Annotated in this window: 15 protein-coding genes; 1 reads left to right on the top strand and 14 read right to left on the bottom strand. The window is 54.8% G+C overall.

The features are described 5' to 3' along the window. Positions 1 to 14: 14 nt before the first annotated feature. The 9 genes from FE784_RS15940 to FE784_RS41945 all read right to left on the bottom strand — a co-directional run bounded on the left by FE784_RS15940 (position 15) and on the right by FE784_RS41945 (position 13086). Positions 15 to 920, bottom strand: a complete 906-nt coding sequence (locus tag FE784_RS15940; RefSeq protein WP_139603212.1) for a hypothetical protein — start codon at positions 918 to 920, stop codon at positions 15 to 17. Then, positions 917 to 1870, bottom strand: a complete 954-nt coding sequence (locus tag FE784_RS15935; protein ID WP_246132047.1) for a PcfB family protein — start codon at positions 1868 to 1870, stop codon at positions 917 to 919. The genes FE784_RS15940 and FE784_RS15935 overlap by 4 nt, the downstream gene beginning before the upstream one ends. Next, complete coding sequence (locus tag FE784_RS15930) at positions 1836 to 3200, bottom strand: relaxase/mobilization nuclease domain-containing protein (RefSeq protein WP_139603211.1); 1365 nt, start codon at positions 3198 to 3200, stop codon at positions 1836 to 1838. The genes FE784_RS15935 and FE784_RS15930 overlap by 35 nt, the downstream gene beginning before the upstream one ends. A gap of 17 nt (positions 3201 to 3217) precedes the next feature. After that, a complete protein-coding gene (locus tag FE784_RS15925; protein WP_139603210.1) occupies positions 3218 to 3556 on the bottom strand; it encodes a plasmid mobilization protein in 339 nt (112 codons plus the stop codon). Positions 3557 to 3899: 343 nt separating this feature from the next. Further along, complete coding sequence (locus tag FE784_RS15920; protein ID WP_139603254.1) at positions 3900 to 5057, bottom strand: cation:proton antiporter; 1158 nt, start codon at positions 5055 to 5057, stop codon at positions 3900 to 3902. Positions 5058 to 5450: 393 nt separating this feature from the next. Then, the gene (locus tag FE784_RS15915) at positions 5451 to 6395 is read right to left on the bottom strand and encodes a DUF3991 and TOPRIM domain-containing protein (protein WP_139603209.1); all 945 of its coding nucleotides are present in this window, start codon (positions 6393 to 6395) and stop codon (positions 5451 to 5453) included. An 81-nt stretch (positions 6396 to 6476) separates the two neighbouring features. Then, positions 6477 to 6656, bottom strand: a complete 180-nt coding sequence (locus FE784_RS15910; protein WP_139603207.1) for a hypothetical protein — start codon at positions 6654 to 6656, stop codon at positions 6477 to 6479. A 14-nt stretch (positions 6657 to 6670) separates the two neighbouring features. Beyond that, on the bottom strand, positions 6671 to 12679 hold the full coding sequence (locus FE784_RS15905) for a DEAD/DEAH box helicase family protein (protein ID WP_246132046.1): 6009 nt from the start codon (positions 12677 to 12679) through the stop codon (positions 6671 to 6673). A 68-nt stretch (positions 12680 to 12747) separates the two neighbouring features. Continuing rightward, positions 12748 to 13086: a TnpV protein gene (locus tag FE784_RS41945; protein ID WP_246132045.1), complete on the bottom strand. Its 339-nt coding sequence runs from the start codon at positions 13084 to 13086 to the stop codon at positions 12748 to 12750. Between FE784_RS41945 and FE784_RS41940 the strand changes: the two genes are divergently transcribed. After that, entirely contained in the window at positions 13085 to 13951 is an 867-nt protein-coding gene (locus tag FE784_RS41940) for a hypothetical protein (protein ID WP_246132044.1), read from the top strand. The two genes, FE784_RS41945 and FE784_RS41940, sit on opposite strands and share 2 nt — an antisense overlap. Here FE784_RS41940 and FE784_RS15900 read toward each other — a convergent pair. The 5 genes from FE784_RS15900 to FE784_RS15880 form a co-directional block, all read right to left on the bottom strand. Beyond that, positions 13938 to 14204 carry a helix-turn-helix domain-containing protein gene (locus FE784_RS15900; RefSeq protein WP_139603206.1) on the bottom strand — a complete coding sequence of 89 codons (267 nt, stop codon included), beginning with the start codon at positions 14202 to 14204 and terminating at the stop codon, positions 13938 to 13940. The genes FE784_RS41940 and FE784_RS15900 overlap by 14 nt on opposite strands. Positions 14205 to 14213: 9 nt before the next feature. After that, a complete protein-coding gene (locus tag FE784_RS15895) occupies positions 14214 to 14699 on the bottom strand; it encodes a hypothetical protein (protein WP_139603205.1) in 486 nt (161 codons plus the stop codon). 24 nt (positions 14700 to 14723) lie between these two features. Continuing rightward, positions 14724 to 18167 carry a DUF5704 domain-containing protein gene (locus FE784_RS15890; RefSeq protein ID WP_139603204.1) on the bottom strand — a complete coding sequence of 1148 codons (3444 nt, stop codon included), beginning with the start codon at positions 18165 to 18167 and terminating at the stop codon, positions 14724 to 14726. A 382-nt stretch (positions 18168 to 18549) separates the two neighbouring features. Continuing rightward, entirely contained in the window at positions 18550 to 19662 is a 1113-nt protein-coding gene (locus FE784_RS15885) for a copper amine oxidase N-terminal domain-containing protein (RefSeq protein WP_246132043.1), read from the bottom strand. Between the two features lie 144 nt (positions 19663 to 19806). Then, the gene (locus FE784_RS15880) at positions 19807 to 20427 is read right to left on the bottom strand and encodes a WxL domain-containing protein (RefSeq protein WP_139603202.1); all 621 of its coding nucleotides are present in this window, start codon (positions 20425 to 20427) and stop codon (positions 19807 to 19809) included. Positions 20428 to 20452: the final 25 nt, after the last annotated feature.

Genomic DNA, 20452 nt, shown 5'->3' with positions numbered 1-20452 from the left:
CCTGACGAGTTACGTCAACGAGCCGTATCATTTCGACTCGGCTGCTGCTGCCGCATTTGACCCAGCATGTGGAACATCCGGCCGTTCATCGTGTGTGCCGTGTCCCGAATGACCGCCAACTCCGAACGAATCTGTTGAGGCTCCAGTCCATTGAGCCTTTCGATGGCTCGGTTAAATCGGAATTCGCTAGTCTCCACGCCAAACTGCTTGCTCAGTATATAAGCCACGCTATGCGCCTGGACGTGGTGCTCCGAACGGCTGTAGTCAGCTTTGCCCGTATCCATTTCCGCATGCGCCAATTCCTGCGCAAGCGAGCGGAAAATCTCACCGGCCGACAGCCCGCGGCGAATGACAATTTGTCGTACATCCGGCTGATAAAGCGCATGCATATCCGCTGGCAAGGCGTCGCCCATCTGAATCGGAACTGGCGAACGGTGCATGAGCGCCTTGATCCGGGTACGTTCGTCCGGCTGCGCAGGCCGCTCTGGTTTCTCGCCGATTACCTGGACAACGTCAAACATCTTTTTCGGGTTATAGTTTACCGCTATGCTTCCATCTTCCCGCTTGTATTCCTCTCCCGGCTCCAAAATATAAAAGCCGGTTTCTTTGCGGCGAATATGGAAGCCCATCGCCTTCCAGCTCTCAAAATCGGCAATGCGCGTGGCTTCCGGCCGCTGTGCCAAAATAAGCAGCGCATTGGAAACACTGTACCGGCCAAAGCGGCTTTGTACGTCCAAATACTGCTGAAGCCGTTCGGCGGTTTGCGATACGGCTTCCGTCGTCGCATCAATCGTGTCGTAGGTCCATTGACGCAACTCCTGCTTTTTCTGCACCCAAGCCTCTTTGTCGAAGGGCTGGTTTTGCGGAGCGGCTGACACCCGACGCGGCTCCGGACGGAACAAATCATCCCACTCGCTCATTTAGTTTTCCCTCGCTTTCGACTGCTGCGCTTCGGCGGCTCGGCCTGCGCGGTGACGGCCCCGCTTGCCCTGCCCCGATCCTTTCGTTTCGGCAAGCCCGGCTCCCGTTCTTGCTGCCGTTGCTGTCGCAGCTTTTCCGCCGCGCGGTTCTCCTCCCGAATTTCGCGCAACAATTGCCGCACAGACACCTTCGCCTTCGGTTGATCAAGAATCGTTTCGGATGCCCCGTTGTGCGCGGAGGTAGGCGCGGACGGAGAGAGGGGTTCCGCCAGGTTCCGGCTCTCGGCTTGGCGGGGCAGCAGGGGCCGCTCCGGCTCCGCCGCTTCGGCCAGCGGTTCCTCCTCGTGTACGGGTCCCTCGACTTCCAGCACTTCGTTTTCCTGCTCCGCCTCCTCTAGCCGCTCCGGCTTTCCCAGCAGCTCGTCCAAAAAATCCTCGCTGATCGCCGCTTCAGGAGCCGCTGTCTCCTTCGCTTCCGGCTCAAGATGCTCCACCGTTTCCATCGCTCGTTCCGCGTCCATGCTGTCCGGTTGCTTTTCCTGGCGGGCTTGTTCAATTTCCTGCTTGATGCTGGCGGTATCCACCGTGGCCAGCCGGAAGCGCTCCACGATTCGGTTGATCTTGGAGGCATCCTCGGCGCGCACCATCACATCGCACAGACCGTCCACGTTCTTTTTGTCTCGCAACGCGCAGTACAAGACACCATAGCGCTTTGCTTCCTTGCAAAAGGTGGGCAAGTCCTCATTCCGAACGGCAAACACCTTCAATTCCTTCCCGCTGCGGAGCAAATTCTCAAGCCGCGTGCGGCCGCGCGTCTGTTTTTGGCCCTGCAACACCGCGTACAGATAAACCGCCAGATGCTTAGCGCCTTCGCCGGATATTTTCGCCATCACTTCAATACCGCGCAGACTCATGCTAACGACCTGATCGGCCGCCTCGTTTCCGCTCATGGGCTTCTACCTCCTTGCCGAATGTTCCATCACGATGTTGTAGCTTGTCTTTGATCGTATTGGAGCGCGCCAAAATGCCCTCGCAAAGCCTCACCTCCTTTCGCAGTTGGGCCAGTCGACGGGAAAACGTGGAAATCTGCTCGCGGTAGGCGTCGATCTGCTCCGGCTGTCGGCAGCTTCGCAAGCGTCTGCGACAGATTTTGCGTTCAGTCCGTTTCTCTTGCATCTCGGCCTGCCGGGCCTCAGCAAAGCTAACCAATTGTACGTGACTGGAGATGTGATAACGGCAGAGCAGTTTCGTTTGTTCGATAATAACCGCCAAATGACGCAGGTCTTCACGCAGCAAAAAAGACGCTCGCCTCGGGGACGAACGGTAACGGGGCAGAACTCCCATCGCGTATAAATAACGCAGATACAGCGCTCGAAGACCGGAAAGCTTCCGATAGATGGCCGTGCGTGTCCCCAGAACCATCACGGCGCGTTTGCGATGTGGACGCGGTACGGCTGCTTGTTTCTCAGACAAGTTGCTGCCCAAAATTCGTTGCTTGATCGCTTCCTCTGCGTAGGCTTCGCCAAGACCACGCAGCCGTACAAACCTCGTTTTGCCTGGCGGACGAACAGCCAGGTGCTTGACATGAGTTTTAGTGTCGTAGCCCTTTGCTTGTAAAGCCGCATAAAATTGGCTCATCGTCCTTGCCGCGGCGACAGCAGCATCCACATCCTCACGAATGGTGCCGCGCCATGTCGGCTTGCTTTCCTTATCGGCCCGCCATTCCCCGTAATGCTTCACTTTTCCGCGCTCCGGCTGCTCGATGACGGACAAGGCATGTTCCCGGCACAGCCGGTCGGAAGTTTGCCGCATCAGCGAGTAGGATGCCTTATTGTCGTAGTAGCGTTTGCCGTCCACGAACGAGACAGAATTGAGTACAAAGTGATTGTGCAAATGATCTTTATCCAGGTGCGTGGCGACGACCACTTCAAACCGTTCTCCCCAAAGCGCCTGCGCCAGCTTCACGCCAATCGCATGCGCCAGTTCTGGCGTGGTTTCCCCCGGAGCAAAGGACTGATACCCGTGGAAGGCGACAATGCCGCCCGTCTTCTGAAACCGCTGCTTGGTGCGCTGCATTTGCTCATAGGCGCTGCCGGGATCGCAATTGATTCCCCTCACATAAAGCTGTCGCTCTGTTTTCGCGTTCGAGCCTGTATAGGCAAGCGTCTGCTGCAAGCCGTCCGCTGCCATGCGCCCCTGATGCGTTTTATCCGGATTGACGGCGTAGTTCAATACACGCTTCAAACGATCGGTCACATCCCATATCGCAGTCGCAGCCATTGCCTGTCCCCATCAACTCAAGAGGAAGATTGGCGCGGCTCAGGCGCTGTCACCGCTTCTTGTATCTGTTGGACAGCGCGGCGCAAATCATCCGATTCACGCTGGAAAGAAGTGCGGTCCAGATGACCAGTCGCATGTGCCTTCGCCGCAAGCTGGTTCAGGTTATTGCCGATGGCATGCAGCTCGCGTAGCATGGTGTAATAGTCTATCGAAGGTAGCGTTTTGGGGACATAGCCGTTGATTAAGGCACGAAGATAAGCTTCGCGTGACAGTCCCGACTGCTTCGCATGCTTTTGAAGCTTGCGATCTTCTTCCTGATTGACCCAAACTTGAATACGGAGGCTTCGTTTCCGCATATAGAGGCTCCTTTCCGAAATGAAGTTACTCCTGAGAAATAAGGCATCTTCATAGAAACTCATTCTTGATAAATCCACCATTCGATAAAAAAACGTCGATCCGTCGGGAGGGGGTCTTAGGGGCGAAGCCCCTAACAAGCGAATTTGGGAGACCAAATTCAGTGCTTGCTGCAACGTTACACGTTGCCCCAAGGCACCTGCCGGGAAAAAGGGGAAGGGCCGGCGAAACATAAAAAAAGACGCTGATAGCTCAGCGCCGCGCCTTCATACTTCCACAATACAAACCAGACAACATATTTGCCGCTTTATCCGAAGCAGCCAACTAGCTTGAGGAAGACCACTGTTATTGAAAGCCATTTTCCCCTTCAGATCGTTTGAAAAAAACTTTAAGCAATGGCGGTGCAATTATTGTAGTTAAAATGATACTAATGACGACAGAAGTAAAATATTCATCAGGGAGCAGTTTTGCTTGCAAGCCTGCTGCCGCTATTATTAAGGCGACCTCTCCGCGTGAAATCATACCCGATCCAACTGCAAGGGCTGAACGAGTATTCATTCCTGTTAATCGTGCCCCAAAAGCCCCGCCTAAAAGTTTTGTGAAAATCGCTGCGATAGTAAGCACTACAATAAAGCCAATTTGGCTTGCTATTCCTTTGAACGATACGTTGAGTCCTATACTTACAAAAAATACAGGAACGAAAATGGAATATGCTATGGGTTCAATTTTCGTTTCTATCGCGTGTTTTAGTGACGTTTGTGAAACAGCAAGTCCAGCAGCAAAAGAGCCGATGATTGCAGCCATACCCATCAAATCCGCAAAATAAGCAAAGGTAAAGCAAACAACCAATGCCATTGTAACTACAGGCTCTGTAACAGAAATTCGACCAAATAATTTCATGAATCGTGGAACAATCAACCATCCTGCCAATGCCACGACAATAAAGAAAATGAGCTTCTTACTAATGATTAATGTTAATGATATGTCATTACCATTACCCAGAAAACTCATCATAATCGCCAATAATATGACAACCAATACATCATCAACTACGGCAGCTCCCAAGATCGTCGTACCTTCGCGTGAGTTTAACCTGTTAAGATCTTTCAGAACCTGAACTGAAATACTGACTGATGTTGCGCTAAAAACAACACCCATAAAGAGAGCATAATTATGATGAAGTCCGAATGCCACTGCCGCGAAATAACCGCCAATAAAAGGAAGAATGATACCACCAAGCGCGACTGCAACAGCAGACTTCCAAGTTCGTCTTAATTGGTCCAGGTCAGTTTCCAATCCTGCTATAAACATAAGCAGAATAACGCCAATCTCCGAAAAGTAGTGGATAAATTCGTTATTATCAATCCATCCAAGAACGGCGGGGCCAACAAGGATACCTGTAAGCAACTTCCCGAGAACAGACGGTTGTCCCAATAACGTAAAAACATGCCCGAAAATCTTAGTCAAAAATAAAATTAAGGCAAGATAATAAATAAACTCCAAATTGTTAGTTACACCTCTGAAGACCGTGCATCTTCCGGATAGATGGACGATTAATATCGAATTCGTATTTACATGATAACCAACTTCCAACCAAAATAAAATAGCGATTTTAACGCCCATAAACACCCCTATGACAGCTTTCGAGTGTTGACCTAATCCCTAGGGACCGACACGGGGTCAAAGTTCATTAAAATCAAAATATAGCGATAATGAAGTTGGTGTAATTTGCAACTTCTCACACCATAGGACCATTAACTCTCTTTCACTTTAATCTTCCAGCGTACACTATCTATCGCCGTTTGGTGATCCAAACGAGTCGGATCGTTTCGCGCCTGTTCCTCTGCATCCAAAAGTGATTTTTCAATCTCCTCATTTTTTCTTTGTCCTGCCGTGCTATCGGGTTGGTTCCTCACGCTTTTTCTGATAAAACTTTAAGTCGTCGTTAACGTCTTTCCTAATTGGAGGTTCGTCGAAAACCTCGTAAGTTTGTCCGAGTAGTTGTTGAATCATCGCTGCGGCGGAACGTCCCGGTGTGTCGTTGTCCAAATGAAGCACTAGGCACTCCACTTTCGGGTAGCTTTGCAAATAGTGAGCTAATGCAGAGGGTACAATGCTTTCATCTTTTTCTTCTTTTGGACTATAAATTCCGGCCAGCGACAGTTTATGCGACTGTCGCCAGTCTTTCCCTGCGATTGTTTCCAAGGTGCAATGCGATAAGAGGTCAATTGCGCTTTCAAACAAATGCAGCTCGGTACTCTTAACGTTGGCAGGAATAGCGAATGAATAGCGTTTATCGCTCCCCGTCACTTCCCCCATATATCGAGTGCTCGTCGTTCCGCGAATTGCGGCGTAGCGGGGAGTGTGCTGTTCATCAAAACCAACAAATACCGCATTGTGATAATTCCGGCTCTCATATAAGCGGCCAGACCGTACGCAATCTTCAATTATTTCATGGGCAATGCCACGTTTTCGCAAATAGGCCACGACGCGCTTGGCATCCTCATAAGGCTCGGGAAGTTCGAATCGGGCAGGGGGACTCGCCTGTAAATCGGCTTGTCGTTCGGGAGAAGACACCGGAGTTTGCTCGTCGATATGCAGCACAGCATCGGTAAACGTCATTCCCCGTACCTTTATGAAATAATCCAAGGCCGAGCGTCCGCCGAAGCCTCGAGACCACCAGAACCATTTTCCGTTGGATATTTTTAAGCTGCCGTGGGTGCGCGTCGTATAAGCATTTCGCGAACAGCGCACCAATTCGTAGGGTTCGAAATATTGCAGGTACGTCAGCAAATCCCATTGCTTCGCACGTTCGATCTGCTCTTTGCTCACATAGGCCATCGACTCGCTCCTTCCGTCAACATCTTTATTCCACACCAATAAAGCCTGCCACCGGGCGGCAACAGACTTGTCAGTTTCAGCTTATTCATTTCGACGGGCTAAAAGGCCCCATTTTTTCAGGTACGCATAACAGTCCGCGCGTCCTTGCCAGTAGAACGCCATTTGCTCCATTTGCTCGGTTTCGTCCGGCGTCATGCGAACCTCCAGCCATGCCTGATAGTCCTCATCGCTTGGAAAAATACCGGCATCGCCGTCCATCATGGCTTTGATAAATCTCAGCGTTCAGGTTCGTTCGTTCTTCTGCGCTCCGGCTGCTCCGGCTCATCCTCCTCCATGCCGGAATCAATCGTCTCGTTTTCCCGCTTATCCATATTCAGCAGCGCGTTCAGTTCGGCAAGCCGCGCCGACTTAACTTGCAGCTCATCCTCCTGCTTGAAGGGCGTTGCAATTTCCGCTTTCGCCGTTTCCATCTGCTTCCGAAGCGTGACAAGCTGGTCCTGGCTGTAAGCAAGCTTCTCCGGCAGCGCAACAAGCGCATTGTTCAGTCTCGTCAGGTTTCCCGCTGCATCGGCCCCCAAAGATACTGTATGACCCAACGCGCCGCGCAGCGTCGCCTTGTATTCCTTGTTGAAGCTGTCGAACGAAAGCCACAGCGAAAAGCCCTGATAATGGCCGATCTCCTGCGGATCGGGAGAGGTCATCCCCTTGCAGGCATCGAGCAGCGCCACCCCAGCCGATGAACGTTCCTTGTACATAAATTCCTTGACCGTCATCCCGGCAAAGGCAGCTTCCTCGCCGCTTTCCTTCGCGCCGTCCTGACGGCCATACAAGGCTACATCCTGCTCGTACCCGGCTATCCGTTCCTCCGTGGACTTGATCTGCTGCGGCAACAGCTTGAGCAGCCGGTCCTCCAACGCATACCGCTGGCTCAGATGGTTGGCTTTGAGCAGCTTGAGCTTGGAAACCTGAATGTCCAAATCCATCTTTTCTTTGATATACGGGTTACCGGTCGCCAGCGCCTTCACCTCAGCATAGGAAAGAGCCGCCTCGTCGATGTCTTCGGCGGAGCGAACCGGCGACTTGCTCGTCATGATTTGTGAGATAAAGCGCTGCTTGTTTTCAAGCGTCTGGTAGAGATAGGCATCGAATGTATTCTCTGTGACGTAGCGATATATATGGGCTTCGCTGTTCTGATTGCCCTGACGAATCACGCGGCCTAACCGTTGCTCCAAATCGCGCGGTCGCCAGGGACAGTCAAGGTCATGAATAGCAATCAGCTTCGTTTGCACATTCGTACCGGCCCCCATTTTGAACGTCGATCCCAACAAGATGCGAACCTGTCCAGCTCGCACCTTGCCAAACAGCTCTTTTTTCTGCGCGTCCGTATTGGCGTCGTGAATGTAGACGATCTCCGCCTCCGGAACGCCTTTCTCCATCAATTTGCGTTTGATCTCATCATAGACGTTGAAGGTGCCGTCCGCCTTGGGCGTAGACAAATCGCAGAAAACCAGTTGCGTGAGGCGCTGCTCCTTACCTTCCTGCCAATGCCGATAAATGTTATCCGCGCAGGCGCTGATCTTGCTGTCCTCGTCATCTGGCAGCAGCGGATTGGTCAGCCGTTGATCAAGTGCCAGCTTGCGCCCGTCGTTGGTAATGAGCAGCATATTGTCCTCATGCGGCTCGACAGCCTTAGCTCGAACCTGCTCCGCGCGGCGGGCAAGATCGGCGACCATCTCCCGTTGAAACTCGCTTGGCGGTACCGCGACATTATGAAAATGTGCCTGCGGCACCGGAAGCTGGAGCATATCCGCCGTTTGGATGTCGGCCACTTCCTTGAACATATTCATCAGTTCCGGCAAATTGTAGAACCGGGCGAAACGCGTTTTCGCCTGATACCCCGTCCCTGCCGGAGCCAGTTCAATGGCCGTAACGGTTTCGCCGAAGGTCGAAGCCCAGGAGTCGAAATGCTGCAAGCCTTGCTTCTGCAAGCTCGCATACTGCAAATAGCGCTGCATCGTATACATTTCCGTGATCGAGTTCGAGATCGGCGTCCCGGTGGCAAAGATGATGCCCCGGCCATCGGTTAGTTCGTCCAAATACCGACACTTCATGAACATGTCCGACGACTTCTGAGCTTCGGTTTGCGACAGTCCGGCAACGTTGCGCATTTTGGTATAAAGAAACAAATTCTTATACGAGTCGGCTTCGTCCACAAACAGCCGATCTACACCCAGTTCCTCGAACGTCACCACGTCATCCTTGCGGCTCGTATCAGTCAGCTTTTCCAGCTTGATCTGCAGCGTCTTCCTCGTCTTCTCCAGTTGCTTGATTGCGTAGCGCTCGCCCTTGGCTTCCTTCAATTCCCGAATACCGCTGGTAATCTCGTAAATCTGTTCTTCAAGCTGCTGTCGTTGGCGCTCCATCGAAATCGGAATCTTCTCGAATTGCGAATGCCCGATAATAATCGCGTCATAATCCCCGGTGGCGATGCGGGCGCAAAACATTTTGCGGTTTTTCGTCTCAAAGTCCTTTTTCGTCGTCACGAGCACATTGGCCGACGGATAAAGCTGCAAAAACTCGGCGGCCCACTGCTCAATCAAGTGATTCGGGACAACGAACATACTTTTGTTGCACAAACCCAAATGCTTGCTCTCCATCGCCGCGGCGGTCATCGCGAACGTTTTGCCCGCACCGACGCAATGGGCAAAGAGCGCATTGCCGCCATAGAGCGTGCGGGCGACCGCATTCACCTGATGCTGTCGGAGCCGGATTTCCGGGTTCATTCCGGTAAAGCGGATGTGACTTCCGTCGTACTCGCGCGGCCGAATGGCATTGAACCGGTCATTGTACAGGCGCGTCAACCGTTCGCGACGCTGCGGATCTCGCCAAATCCATTCGCCGAACGCCTCCTTCATCAGCTCCTGCTTTTGCTGGGCGATGGCCGTGTCCTTCCGGTTCAGCACCCGCTTTTCGACGCCGTTTTCGGTCACGGTATCGAAAATGCGCACATCCCGTAGATTGAGCGTATCCTCCAGAATTTTGTAGCCGTTGATCCGGTCGGTGCCGTAGGTGACGTTGGCCTTGATGTTGTTGCTTCGGTCGTCGCTCTTGCCGCGCACGTTCCACGCCGCCGTATAGTCGGAATAGAGCACTTGAATGGAGGGGCGGAACATCGGCGGCGTATCCAGCAGCTCGAACATAAAATCGCGAATCACGTCGGGAGGCAGCCAGGTCGCTCCCAACCGGACATCGATCTCGGAGGCCGTCAAATCCGGGGGCTGCACTGCCTCCAGCGCCTTGACGTTTTCGGCGTACCGCTCGGCATCATAGCTTGCGAGCTGCTTGGCGATAAGCAGCTTGTCGCGTACAGGACCGGACAAATACGCGTCGGCCGTTTCGTAGAGTGGCTCTCCGTTCTCGTCCATTTGCTCGGGATTGGGGAATATGACACCGCGCAGTTCCTGCACCAGCTTATCCTCGGGAATGCCGGTCAACTCGCTCATATAGGGCAAGTCGACCTTGGCCTTGACGCCGATGGATACCGCCAGCGCTTCGGAGGCTGTGTCTACTCGCTCAACCTGCGTCCGTTGCCGAATGGTGCGTTTCGTGAACATGTCCGCCTTGCGCAGCATGCGCCCTTCATCGTCGAGAATTTCCAGCGAACAGAGCAGAAAATAAGAGCTGTCGTCCGAAAAGGCAAGACTGTTGGCGCGGCTGTTTATCAGCCCGTACTGCGCCGCGAAGCGATCATATTGCACATTCAATTTGCGCTGCTGCTCGCGGATCGCTTCCTCGCTGCCATCCTCGGTCTGGTATTCGATCAGCTCGCGAACAGTGTCCCGGAGCTGAATCATGCCCTTGATGCGTCCCGCTGCCGTCGCCGACGTTTCCACCGGGTGCATGCGGCTGTTCTCGCGAAAATAGATGCGACCTTCAACCAGTGCAAAGCTGAAATTGCGCACGTTCGGATCGGCCGGCAGCGAGGCGACTTCTTCCTCCGGCTGTTCCTCGCGTTCCGTTTCCACCCATTCGGCGTGGATGTTGGATAGCGCTTCGCGCAGCAGCTCGTCAAGCGGCGCGTCAGGGTACGGACGGCATGTGGTTTCCTCGCGATTGCCATACATCCGATCATCGAATGCCATTGTACCCAACACCATATCCGGTTGGGCGACAAAGTAGGCGTTGATCGGTACGCCGTCCGCCGTCTCGGCCAGCGCCAGCCACGGCTCGCTTTGCTCACTGACGGTCACCATGCGGTCCCGCTTTTGCAAAAAGAGAATGTCAGCGGTCACTTCCGTTCCGGCATTGGCCAGAAACGCATTGCTTGGCAGACGAACCGCGCCGAGAAGTGCCGCCCGTTCTGCGATGTACCGGCGCACGGTCGGATTTTGCTTGTCCATCGTGCCCTTAGAAGTAATGAAGGCGATAATGCCGCCGGGCCGCACCTTGTCGAGCGTTTTGGCGAAAAAGTAATCGTGAATCAAAAACTTGTGTTTGTCATATTTTTTGTCCGCCACGCCAAAACCGCCGAACGGCACATTGCCGATGGCAAGGTCAAAGAAGCTGTCCGGCAGACTCGTCCGCTCGTATCCGCTGATCGCAATGGACGCCTGCGGGTAAAGCTGCTTAGCGATGCGCCCGGTTAAGCCGTCCAGCTCCACGCCAAACAGCCGCGAATCCTGAAACGATTCCGGCACCAATCCAAAGAAGTTACCAATCCCGCAGGAAGGCTCCAAAATGTTGCCGTTGCGAAAGCCCATCTGCTCCAGGCATTCATACATCGCCTGAATAACGGTAGGAGACGTATAGTGGGCGTTCAGCGTAGAAGCACGGGCAGACGCATATTCCTCCGGGTCCAGCAGCGCTTGCAGCTCGGCATATTCGCTCGTCCATTGGGCGTTTGCGTCATCAAACGCCTGCGGGATACCGCCCCAGCCCACATAATGCGCTAGTACCGCTTGCTCCTCCGCATTCGCTTGGCGGTTGTCCTGCTCCAACTGTTGGAGCAAACGAATCGCTTCCACGTTGCGGCGGAACTTTGTTTTAGCGCCCCCGTGGCCCAAGGCATAATCCGTAATACGGTAATTGTTCGCCGGTTCGTGAAGGCGGGCAGCATTCTCGGAAGCAGGGGCTTCGTCATGTACCGTTTGCGCCGACGTTGTTTGCTCCGGTTTTGCTGATTCTGCTGGTTCTCTCGGCTCTTCCGATTCATCCGTTCGTGCATCTTTTTCATCGGTTTCCCAAAACGCTTCCGCTTCGGACAGTGATTCATCCGTCAGCAAATGATCGTTGAGCGGATTATCGCGCAGCAGGCGTTCCAGTTCCCTGCGGCTCAATTCCTTGGAGAACAGCGGGAACTGCTTATCCTGCAACCATACCTTGCGCGCCTCCAGTTGCACGATCTCATATTCATCCGCGCCGATGAAAACCGAACTGCCTTCGGTATACGCATGATGCAGGCTTTTCCGGTCGCGCGGCGGGGCATCGGGCGGCGGCGCGAGCGGCGATTCCGGCGACGGAAGCCGCCGGTCGCTCATTTCGCCTTCGCGCTGCCTGCGTTGCTCCCCCAGCCGCTCGGCATAGGCGGGCAACTGCTCCGCTTCCAGGCGATTCAGATAACGCCCCGCGGCCAGCAACTCGCCGATTCGCTTCTGCACCTTCGTCCAGGGCAGCACCAGTTTGTCTTCCTGGGCCGCTCGAAACCCGCGTTCCAAGGCAATGCCCTTGCTGTCGTGATGCTCGTGGATATGTGTACCCGTCAACGCGGGAGCGCGACCGCCTGTCCCGTATTCCCGTTTTAAAAACTCGATATTGTCCTGCGCCGACAGCGATTGCTGAAAATGAAGGGCAATCCGCAGCTTGCCGTTCTCAACGCCGCTGCCGTTTTGCAGGACTGCATCAATCACCGCCTGCGGCCAGACAAAGGAAGCGGCTCGTTCCTCCGCGGCTTCCTCCAGCCACATCGTTTGCTGTTGAACGGACGGCTCCGGTTGCTGCGTTCGGTCCCATTCATTCAGCAACAGCATGCTGCGGATATGACCTACGATCACGCCCCAATCGTAGAAGCCTTGCGCCGTCTGGTCGTCCGCTCGGCCCGTCCACATATGCAGCACATTCTGGTAAGGCTCCACCCCGAGCCAGTTGTCCGGCTCCAGCTCCAGCTCTGTTCGTCCCGGCGGGAACAGGCTCCTGACATACAACGCGCGTTCGCGCGGATCGTCGCTGCCATCAAAAAAAGCTGCGATCTCCGCCTTGCTCTGTAAGAGCGGCGCAGTTCGCAGCATGTCGTTGATCTTGTCTGTGTCATGAAAGAACGGAAGACGGTGGTCCTCCGTTCCCCGGTCGTGCCAGCTTAACGATACACCAGCTCGGTCAGAATCAGTTCCTCCGCCTGTTGCTTCAGATTGTTCATGTGGCCCGTCCAGCCCATCGGGTCGTTCGCTTTGTCCGGGGCCGGGTGCTGCTCCAGCAGCCTTGTCAGCGTCCGCTCGATCTGATCCCTCGCCGTCCGGTCGATCTCCGCCAGATGCGGGTTCAACTGCTCCGAAAGCATAAGGTGAGCGAAGGTGCCCTTGCGCTCGGTTTTCAGAAACGTCTTGCGCAGCAGGCCGTATTTCCCGATGCTCATCGCTTCGGGCTGCGCCAGATCCGGCAGCAGGTAATCCCCGCTCTGCGTGTACGTCAGTTCCATGTTCGTTCATCCTCTCGCGTGGTTTATCCTCATTGTGCGGGATCGATTTCGGCTTTGCAACGGTGCGGGAAAGCGGACGTTCCTTTTCACGGCGCAAGGCCCGCACCGTGGTTTCGATTTCCCGCAGCATCATTTCCGCCACGTCGCTGATCGCCGCGCCCAAATGCGAAAGGGAGGGCAAGGTATTGAAATACCCGATACCGGACAAGTCGTCGCTACTGATATAGTGGGACGGCTCCTGGCCGCAGCGGGCCATTACCATATAGGCGACAGCCTGTTGCGCAGTTTCCCGGAACAGCAACTCGACATGCAAGACATCCAACTCTTCGAGCAGGCTGTTGTCGCGCTCGGCGAGCAGCAGACGCACATAATCGGCGCTGTGATCCTCCACCGCGTTCCGCGCCGCGGCCAGCAGGGAGGCAGGCAATTCCATGCCCGGCTCCCGTTCGTGGCCGAAGGCGTTCTCCAGCGTTTCAAGTACGGCCTCCGTATCCGCCTCGTCCATGCGCCAGAGCGGCACTGCGCGCGACTGGCGGCTTTGCGTATCCGATACGTCAAACACATGGCGCAGTCCCAGACTGCTGCCTCGATCCTCAATCAGCGCGATGCCCTTCGCGCCGCGCTTGACCCATCGGTTCAGCTTGTGATTCCAAACCTCAATCGGGGCGCAGGCGGTGGCGTCAGGGCGCTGCGCGTAGATCAGCAATTGATCCTGAAACGGATATTTGTAGTTCCATGCGGCGGTCCGCAGGAAATCGGCCCATCGTTCGGTATCGCTCACCACCGCATGCGCCGTGCGGGCCGACAGCTCAACAATGCGCTGCAGCTTGGCTGTCACATGGGCACCCCCTTCACAGAAGCGTAATTTTGTTGGTCAGCCGAATGCCTTCCTCAGAATACCGGGAGGTGCGATGAATCAGCCCGCTTTGCTCCAGACGATGCAGATTTCGGCGAATGGCAGAGGTGGAGAGTCCGACCTCTGCCGCCAGACGGCGGGAGGACAGCCACACCGTGCCGTTTCGTCCGCCCGCCAAATCGAGCAAATAGCTGTACAGCAGCTTGGCCGCCGGGGGAAGCGAGGCTTCCGCCAGCAGCCGGTAACGCGTTAGATCGTTCATGGCGTCCTCCTATCGGTGCGGCTCCGTCTTGTTCTTCTGCGCGGCGGGAGTGGAGGGGACTTGCCGCTGCTGCTCGGCCACGCGCTCCGGGCGCGCGTAGCAATACAAGTAGATGTTGTAATCCCCGGCAAAGGGAAAGCAACGCAGGAAGTAACGGTGCTCGGGCGTCTCCATGCGGAAACCGTATACGTCCGTTCTCCATGCGCCTTTGATGCGCGCCTCCGGGTGCTTGCTGCAAAAGCGAAGCATTTGCTGACGGCTTTTCAGCACGTCCTGATCGCCGATGGCTTGAAACACCTTGCCCAATTCTTCCTTAAAGGCCGTCGTTTCAAAGGGAGAGCGCCGGGGAAACCAGGTCACCCAAAATTCCTCGCCCGAGCGCCCGAAATCCCCGCGCAGGTGGCCAATGCAGCTGCGCCCGACTTCGTCATCGGCAGACGCGGAATAAAAAAAAGCCGCTTCCTCGGTAGCGGCGCTTTGCAGCTTTTCAAACATGTCCATTCCTCCCGACTGATGAAGTTAATGGGTGCCGCCTGTTCCAAAATCGTCGTAGCTGGACAAGTCCGCATGATAGAATGCCACATCGCCGTCCAGCAAGGTGAACTTGGCTCCATATGGATCGACAAAGCTACGGCTAAATCCCTCCAACTGCCATTGGTTATCCAGCGGCGCATCCTTGTACTGCAAATGCGGTTGACTGGTGTTCCGGTTGCGGATGGTTTCGATATTGAAATTGACGACAAGGTAACCGTCGCGCAGAAAGATTGGAGATTGGTCATCCAGCTTGTGCGTGCGTCCGTACTCGGCCACATTAAAGCCCGCAGGCACCGCATACGGCGCGGCAGGCAGGCTGTATTCGCCGCGCCAAAGCTGTGCGGCCGCATTGGCCCGCACTGCATCGACGCCACTTGGCACCTGCATGCTGCCGATGAAGGTCCGTAGCTGCTGCGGCAGCAGCATGCCATCGTAGCCGCCAATATAAATCTTCTTTTGTGCCGCATCCTTCAAAAATTGCTGCACATACGTAGCCTGATTGCCCGTCGCGCCATTCAGCCTCCAGAGGGAATTGGCGGTATTCGTCAGTTCTTGCCGCGGCACGTTTCGCAACCGGGTATCCAGCGTCACCTGCCGTTGCTCCGTGTCCTCCGCAGAGCCGATGCGGATAAACCGTTTGTTACCCGAGTGATAGTATAGGTCCACCGGTTGTCGGTTCTGCCCCTTCTTGTCCACGAAGTAGAAGGTCGGCGTGATCAGGATACCGTCGCCCGTACCGAACATGTTGCCGAGCGTCTTCACCTCGAACTTGAAATGATAGCCCGTTTTGATCGCCACGTTTTTCTTGCCGCTCTCCGGGTGGCTCCCCGGCCGAATCGGTAGCACATAGGGAGCGGCATTGCCCCGCGCAACGCCGTCGACTCCGTTCGGCCCGACCCAATAGCTGTTGCCGGTTGGCGTGGCGCTCCCCTTGGCCGTGCGGAAGACCGTCTCCCACTGGTAGTCCGCAATGTCGGTAATGCGGAAATCGAACAACCGCCCGATCACCTCGACCGGCACCACTTGAGTCGCCACATGATGGTTTACTTCCAGATTGGCATTCGACTGCGACGTAAACGAGACCGGACTGTTTTCGGCAAAGGAACGGAACAGCACCTCATAATTCCCTTCGTCTACCCATACGGGCAAATAAAACGTCGTTTGTAGCTGACTGACCGGAATCGAGGTCCAGGTTTCCTTCGGGATCAGCATAGTGCCGTCGGCCTTGTACACATCGAAGGGGAAGCGCACCTGCTTGTCCCGAATGTACTTGGCGTAGTCCCGGTTGCCATAGCCCGTAATGTCGCGATGCTGGCCGCTGGTCGGAATCGTGACGGTAAAGGGTCGGTTCAGGATGAGGGCCGAGCGTCCGGCAGTCGGCACCGTTTTCTGGTTGTGGGATTGATCGTTAGACACCGCGGCGAAATTGACGACCGGCGTATGCACCGTTACAGGGTTGATGCCGGAAATCGGAAAAGTTTGCTTGCTTCCGCCGCCAATGCCTTTAATCAGGGAGTAAGCGAGCGTTCCGCTGCTCGGCTGAGACGATTTGTTGCTCTTGTTCGAATCAATAATAAAGCCGCTGCCATACAGCACGTTTTGCCCGATCATTGGCGCAGCCGGAATCGTCCCCGGAGTTGGAGCGGTTTCTTCTACCGCGCGATTGTCCATAATGGTTTGCCCGTTAAAGACAAGCGAGTCGCTACGCACTTTGATTTTCCCGATTGCCTGCTCCGCTTCCGCCTTCCAATTCTCGGAGGGCACGGAGGGACGGCTGGAGCCGCCGTTCAGCGACTTTCCTGGCAGAATGACATTGCGATAAACCGGATCGGTTACATGTGCGGACGGCGAAGCGTCATGGTCGGCCGACACGTTTGGCGGTGTGTACCCGTTCGGTTGCAGCGTCACCTTGCTACCCGGCAAGGCATAATTGGCTACCTCTGCTTGCTGCAGGCCGTAAACCTCCAGCCGGTCGATCTGCCAATAGCTGAACTTGCGTTCCACCGTATAGCTTTGCGTGACCGTTTGCGTATCCGAACGTGACACCGAAACGGTCGTAGGATGGCCTTCGCTGTCCGGCGGGCCGGGGACACGCTCGGTCCAGGACAACGAATACGTGCGGCTGACGGTGATCGGATACTGCTTCGTTCCTTTGATCTCCGTAAACTTGTTGCGGTATAGGTAAGATTTGGCGCTCGCATTGACGTACAGACTTTCGGATGTTGGGATGCCCTTGGTCACATCAAAGCGCTCCGCGCCGCGCGCATCCGCCTTGATGACCGCTGTTGCGGAGGCATCCATGGCTTCGACATTCTGCTCCGAGCCGGTCTGCGAGGTATCCTCGCCGCCATTGATGGTCACCGTGTGATCGGAGGTGGAATCTCCCGTTTGGCCTGCCGCATCCGTCACGACGACTGTGATCTTCACCGTGACGCTATCGCTACTTCCGAGCGGGATAAGGATCGGCAGCGATTGGCTGGCCGACTTGCCGTTCAACGCGCCGGTTTGTTGACTGGCACTGACCAGTTGCGCATTTTCGATGCGCGTGATTTGGTACGACTTGAGCGGGTTCGGCGACTTGGCTTCAAAGACAAACTCCCCGGTGACCGCCGTTTCCGAGGACGATGCCTCTGTCGGCGCGTCGATGCGGGAGGTCACCGTCACGGGCGAAGGCACCTTGTAGATGCCGACAAAGTTGGAGCCGCTCTGGCCGACGAGAATGGAGCGTTCCCGCAGCTTGCTGTCGCTTTTCTCCTGAATAAACAGTTTCTCCGACGGATTGCTGTTGCTGGTAATATAGGAGCGAATGATCTCATACGTTTGCCCGCCCTTAGTGATCGTCGCCTCAAAGGTGTGATTGGCTTCCTCTCCGGCCGCAAATTCTCCCTTGTCCACCTCCTGTAGTACCGTTCCATCTTCCTTTTGGTAGATGGCCTTCACAGGACTGGCGGCTTCCTCATATTCGGCAATGACGTCCGAACCACCAAGCGCCACCGTGAAGCTGCGAATCCGAACTTTATCGTTGGTCTCGGGATTTTCCTGCATCCACTTCTTCTGCGTCGTATCCTGCTTCGGGGTCATGTAGGAGCGCACAATTCGATACGTCTTCCCCCCGTCGGTCAAGGTCGCTGGAAACTCATGGTCAATCGTTTCCCCGATTTTGTACTTGCCCTTCAAAAACGTCACGTCCGGGTTTTGAATGACCCGGCCATCGACGATTTTGGCCACGGCATCCACCGGAAATTCAGCGCTGCGGTATGGAATATGGAGGCCGAAATAATCATCGAGATCGTCTGGATGCAGCCAGCCCTCGGCCTGTTTGATGCCCGACAACGTATAAAAGGGACCTTTGCGGACCGAACCGTCTCCATTGATGGAGACCATGATTGCGTAAAAGTACAGATCGTCATTGTCCTGAATACCATCCATGCCTGCCGTCCAAAGCCGCTGAGTGACGGCTGTTTCCGGCACTTCATAAAAGCCGGTTAGAGGTTGACCAGGGATGGGTGGATTGGGGCTTTGCCCGGTCTGAACAATTTCATCGTCCGAAAAAATGGCATGCGGCCTGCTCCTCGGATCGGCGCATTGTTTCTCTGATGCAGTTTGCGAACACAACTGTTCTCTGCTCACAACCCAACCAACTGTCTTGTAGCGAATAGAGGTGCTTGCCGCCGTGCTGGTGATCTTCAGTTGCACAATTCCGTCTCGTATCGTAATATCTGGCGCCGCGTAGGATGGATCAGTCTCAAAAAATGAAAATAAAAAAATGCACGCCATAAGCGTGCATATCCAACGTGTAACCCTTCGCTTCTTATTCATCTTTTTCAGCCGCCTTCACAAACATATAGTTGGAGAAGAGACTGGCCGTTGGAGAGACTTTTAATGTGCTTCCCCAGTCTCCGCCGACATTGGTGCTCATCTGAATATCGGTATACCCTTCATACCATTTTCCTTTCTCAAAACTGAGATCGTTCGGGAACCATTGATCATACAACAGACGCTCCGATTTATCATAGGAAACAAAGCGAAGCCGGAAATGAGCGCGAATGTTATCGGAGCCAAATCCATCATAAAAGATCATGCTCGGTTCCGGGTCGAGATACCCTTCTATGTGGATATGGTTTTCCTTTACCCAACTGACATATTCTCGAATGCGCCGCAATTCTCCATCCGAATTTTGCATCTTGGTTGCGAACAGCGCTTGCGCCCATGAATCGTCAATTGTCCGATAATCCACATTTAGCCAAAGGCTCCCGAATGTCTTGACACGTTCTATCCAAATATCCTTGTTTTGTTTGCTATATTCGGTTTGGCTCGCAACGGTCGCTGACACCTTGCTTCTTTCCTCATGATGATAAGGATACGCCAGCTCGTACATCTCATTCGAAATATCCGCCAGAATGTAGGGGTAATCCGCTGCGTTGCTCGGCAGATCGGTGGTGCGAATCAATCGGCCCCACGGATCGGTCTTGCCATCCAATGGTTTTGTGGAAAGCAGCACCGTATTCGTTTTGCCGTCCCACTCCACCGCCACGCCGAGAATCTCGCTGACAAACCGCAGCGGGACAAAGGTTCGACCGCCTTGCATCACCGCCTGGGTATCGAAAGCTACGTCTTCGCCATTCACCGTTGCAACCTTACTGCCAATGGTCAACCGAATACGTTGATCGTCCTTTTGAATCGGAACCGATTGGCTCTCCGCCTCCCAGCCGACCTTTGCGCCAAGCGCCTCCGCTACAAATCGGACCGGCACCAATGTCCGCTGGTTGTCATCCACGAACGCCTGCGCATCCGGGAACCAAAGCTTCATCCCATCCATCATGGCACCGACAAACGTGGGCGGTTTGGATGCCGCGCTCGCCGTCAGCGCAAAACCGTTCACCAGCACGGCCATCATTAAAACAAACAGGATTCGTTTTTTCAACCGCTTCACTCCTCGCGTATGAATCTTCTATTTGGTAAAACTTTCTTGTCCCTACATGATAGGGGATCACGTTGTAGCTTGTCCAGATTGCAACCGGAAAACGGCTCCCATTCTATTGAAGGAACAGGAGCCGTTCCGTGCGCCTTATACGCCCGAGCCGAGGGTGAAGGTCAGTGTTGCCGTATAGGTTGTCGCTACTGTGCCGACCGTATCGTTCACATGATAGCTGCTGGAGCCGCTGCTTACCGAAGCGACCGTAACGGATTTCGGCACTGCCAGCGAATAGGAGACGCCAGCGGTATACTCGCCCATGCCGTAGCCCGGAGCGGCCTGAAGCAGCTTGAGCGGCGTGGAGGACAGCGTACCGTTAAAGGCCAGCGGCCCGTGGGTCGGATCAACCGCTTGACCGCTCAGGGCCACGACCGGCGTGCCGACAATGATCGAAACGGCGCTGGCCGGAATTTTGACAGTATACGTCCCCGTGGTCGTCGGGTCGGGCAAGGAGCCGCTCACAAAATCAGTGGACGAAACGGATACCGACCAGCCGGCACCGCTGCCGCGGCTGTCTCGAACGGTAATCGCATTGGAGGCTGTCGAAATCTGATTTGCGGTTACGTCCAGCGTGACCGAGCTGAAGGAAACGGTCGTTTGCGACGATTGATTCGTGCCCGCGATGATAGACACCGTTTCGGCATGGGCGGCGGCAGGAAGCAAAAGCGCCGTTGCCAAGGCAAGGGGAAGCAGCTTACGCATCAATTTGAACATGGATCAGTTCTCCTTTACCAAATAA

Source organism: Paenibacillus hemerocallicola, assembly GCF_006265175.1.
Taxonomy (GTDB): Bacteria; Bacillota; Bacilli; order Paenibacillales; family NBRC-103111; genus Paenibacillus_AB; species Paenibacillus_AB hemerocallicola.
Note: the sequence above shows the minus strand (reverse complement) of the source record. Positions and strands in the feature narration are given on the sequence as shown.